This is a genomic window from Allobosea sp. P1_A7 (assembly GCF_056406775.1).
Genome location: NZ_JBFTZN010000443.1, coordinates 1 through 3,036, shown reverse-complemented (window position 1 = coordinate 3,036; position 3,036 = coordinate 1). Strand labels below are relative to the sequence as shown.

Below are 3,036 nucleotides of genomic sequence, written 5' to 3'. Positions count from 1 at the left end.
AATTAGAGGAGGGTCTCCTCGAAGAGCTCGGGTCCGAAGGCGCAAGGTATGATCTTGTCCTTGYTTGACCAGGCTGTCTTCCGGGATCACCATAACATCGCCCACGACGGTGCCATCACACGCTTCGATGGCAGGAGATGCATAGGTCCAACTGGCTCCCCGGCGACTGCCCCCCAGTATGGTTGGTAGCCGGGTGACGAAGACCCCGTAGTTGCACGCCACCTTAGAAGCTGGCCCTACGGGGTTTTCACGACGCTCACTTGTCGGGAGAATGATAGCCGCGAAATCCAAGTTGGGCTGCATGAGACGATTCAGGTGCGACGTCACCTGTTCGGATCGTCGGCCGCAGAACTGCCGCCAGTGGGCGTACATTCGGTTGAGCCTAGAGTTGGTATCCCCGTGAGCAGGTTCATCAGCTGATGGAGGTCAGATTGCCGTGGCAAAGACGTCTCGTTGCAGCCGGTATCACCTTACTGTCTGCCGGAGTTGGAGGATGCATCGTTACGGACGACGCCTCCGCGGAGGCAGCGAAACCACTTGCTTACTCCAGCGAACAGTCCGTTGATCGTCGGTCACCAGGCGGCCCAGCGCGCGCGGGCATCGACCGGATCATCGAACAGAAGTCAGCGCATTACGAACTCCCCTCAGATTGGGTCCGGCGAATCGTCAAGCGCGAGAGCAACTTTCGCCCAACCGCCCAGAACGGTGGTCATTTTGGATTGATGCAGATCAAGCATGCGACGGCGCGCAGCATGGGTTACACCGGCCCGGCAGCGGGGTTGCTCGATCCCGAGGTCAACCTCACCTACGGGCTCAAATACCTGCGGGGAGCCTGGCTCGTGGCCGGTCGCGACCAGGCCCGCGCCGGCCACTACTATCGGACCGGGTACTATTACGATGCCAAGCGGAAGGGGCTTCTCGAAGCGACCGGCCTAGGCAAGGACCGTACGCGATTAGCCAAACCCCGCTACGCGTCGGACACAGTTCCTCCAACTCGCTAGATTGATCGGAACGGGGGTCCCTGCTTGGGTTTTCGTGCGTCGGGATGATCTGCGACACAGCCGGATGGGGACAGTCAGCGGACCCCGAAGGCACATTCCCGACGGCGCCGATGAAATTAAAACGCGGACCGCCCGTGGGGGGCCAACGTTCGCCGCTTACCGGGCAACCGGGCAGCAGTTTCGCGGGTGAATGCTGGCTTCCGTCACCCAATGTCTCCTGGCTTTAGATCTTGGGAATTGCGGTTGCCAGGAAAGCATCAGAGGCGAGTAAGGCGACCTCGACCATGGGGCGTACGAAAGCCCGGATGTCCCGCCTCCACTCCTCGGACGACTGCTCCCACTGGAATTGCCGCTTCTCGCGGGCGTTCTCATGGAAGGCTCTCGCAGCTGCTTCGACCGCGAGTTCGGTGCGTTCGTCAGGCATCGGTTCGGCTCCAATAAAGTCGAACGGTTCGCGTACGGCGTCTATCGACCGGCAAGCCAATATCGGACCGCACGAGCCGCGACCCAAATAATGATGCCTGTGCCAGCGATTGCCAATCCAATGGGGTCTTTGTCCGGGCGAGCGAGGTAGAGCCAAACGACGATTCCAGCGGTGATCACGATCACGGCGATCCATGACGCGACCCAGTACAACAGATAGCCGAGACGGGACGCCATCCGGCAAATTCCTTAGGGCCTGCCCAGATTTAGACCGCTTACCATTTCGGATCGGGCCACTCGGCGCCCTCCCACGCCGCGATTATCGCCGCCGTCACAAGGCCATGGAAGGGACTGAGTTTCTGGCTCTGGTCGAACATGGGGGACATGCTAGCAAGGAGATCGGCAAGGCCCCCTTTGCGGTCGCCGGCGTTCCAGCTCGAGAATAGTGCGCAACGCGCGGAATAGCGGTCGTCGAAAAATTCGACGCAGCTTGCAGTCTGCTTCCAGGCTTCTCTGATCACTCCAGCATGGCCGCCGAAATCGTCCTCCAAAGCGTCTTCAATGACCGCCTCGAGCATGTACGCGCAGGCTTGGTGTTGCGGGCCATGATCGATGAAGGCCAGAGACGATCGCAGCACTAGATGTTGCAGCAGCAAGACTGGCCAAAGGATATTCACGCCATATCGGGTTCCGATTTCCTTGCAGTGTGCAGGCGGGCGAATGACGTCTCGCTCCAGCTCGAAAGCTTTTCTGAGGTCGTAGGCAAGCGCGATGAATAAGCCCTCCCGATCCTTTATCAGGGGTGAGCGCTCATTGATGTCATGAACAACGTCACGAAGCGCCCTCAGTGACGTGTAATCGCCTTCCAACCGAATTCCGGCGTGAGTGCTTAGCAAGGAGAACGCCAACATAGGAATCTCCCACGCGCCGGGTTCCCGAATGTTTAGCTTATCACAATCGCGGTCAGGATCACGCTTTCCAATTCTCGCCCTTAGTCCGACGGGAACCGATCAGGCCAGGGGGGGCTTCTCGCACGCCCGTCTCGTGACGGAGGCCGCAGATAGCACAGCGGCTGCCCTCATCGCCCAGCCACCAATGCCGAGGGTGTCCAGCGCGAATTAAAGTCGAGCGGCCCAGTAGAACACCATAAGCCAGATGACGATCGTCGGAATTAGCGCCGCGACAGGAATTGGCCGCCAGCGATACCGCGGCAGAACTCGGTCATTGCGGTCGCGGGGCGTGGGCTGGTTGCGCATCATCACAGGACAATGCCCGGACATGATGCAGCCGTCTTGCTATTCGCCGCCAATCAGTTGCGGTAAGCGGCGGGTCCGAGATGGCGCCATTTGCGGGAGCATTCGTTTGGCAGACGTTGCTCCCACCGCGCAATCAATTCACAGTCCTCATTGATTCCAGGCGCCCAGGGGCCTTACCCATTACCAGCCGTTCTGAAGGTCGCTGAGGGGTGGAGGCCGTGTGCAAACGCGCTATTGGGATGCCTGAGGTGTGCGCCGCGTCGTCTGCGGGTGAAGTTGGACAAGAGTCGCGGCGACCCGTTCAGGTCCGCATCGCCAGAATGAGCGGCCCAGCGCCAAGGATGGCGATCACTCTC

Annotated in this window: 3 protein-coding genes; 1 reads left to right on the top strand and 2 read right to left on the bottom strand. The window is 60.1% G+C overall.

Going from position 1 to position 3,036, the window contains the following annotated elements; genetic code table 11:
- Positions 1-419: 419 nt before the first annotated feature.
- The gene (locus AC1D34_RS35940; RefSeq protein ID WP_476776458.1) at positions 420-1,001 is read left to right on the top strand and encodes a transglycosylase SLT domain-containing protein; all 582 of its coding nucleotides are present in this window, start codon (positions 420-422) and stop codon (positions 999-1,001) included.
- 223 nt (positions 1,002-1,224) lie between these two features.
- On the opposite strand, the gene AC1D34_RS35935 is transcribed toward AC1D34_RS35940, so the two are convergent.
- Together AC1D34_RS35935 and AC1D34_RS35930 are read right to left on the bottom strand one after the other, a co-directional pair.
- Positions 1,225-1,425 carry a hypothetical protein gene (locus AC1D34_RS35935; RefSeq protein WP_441508882.1) on the bottom strand — a complete coding sequence of 67 codons (201 nt, stop codon included), beginning with the start codon at positions 1,423-1,425 and terminating at the stop codon, positions 1,225-1,227.
- A gap of 274 nt (positions 1,426-1,699) precedes the next feature.
- On the bottom strand, positions 1,700-2,335 hold the full coding sequence (locus AC1D34_RS35930) for a DUF6904 family protein (protein WP_476826833.1): 636 nt from the start codon (positions 2,333-2,335) through the stop codon (positions 1,700-1,702).
- Positions 2,336-3,036 lie beyond the last annotated feature (701 nt).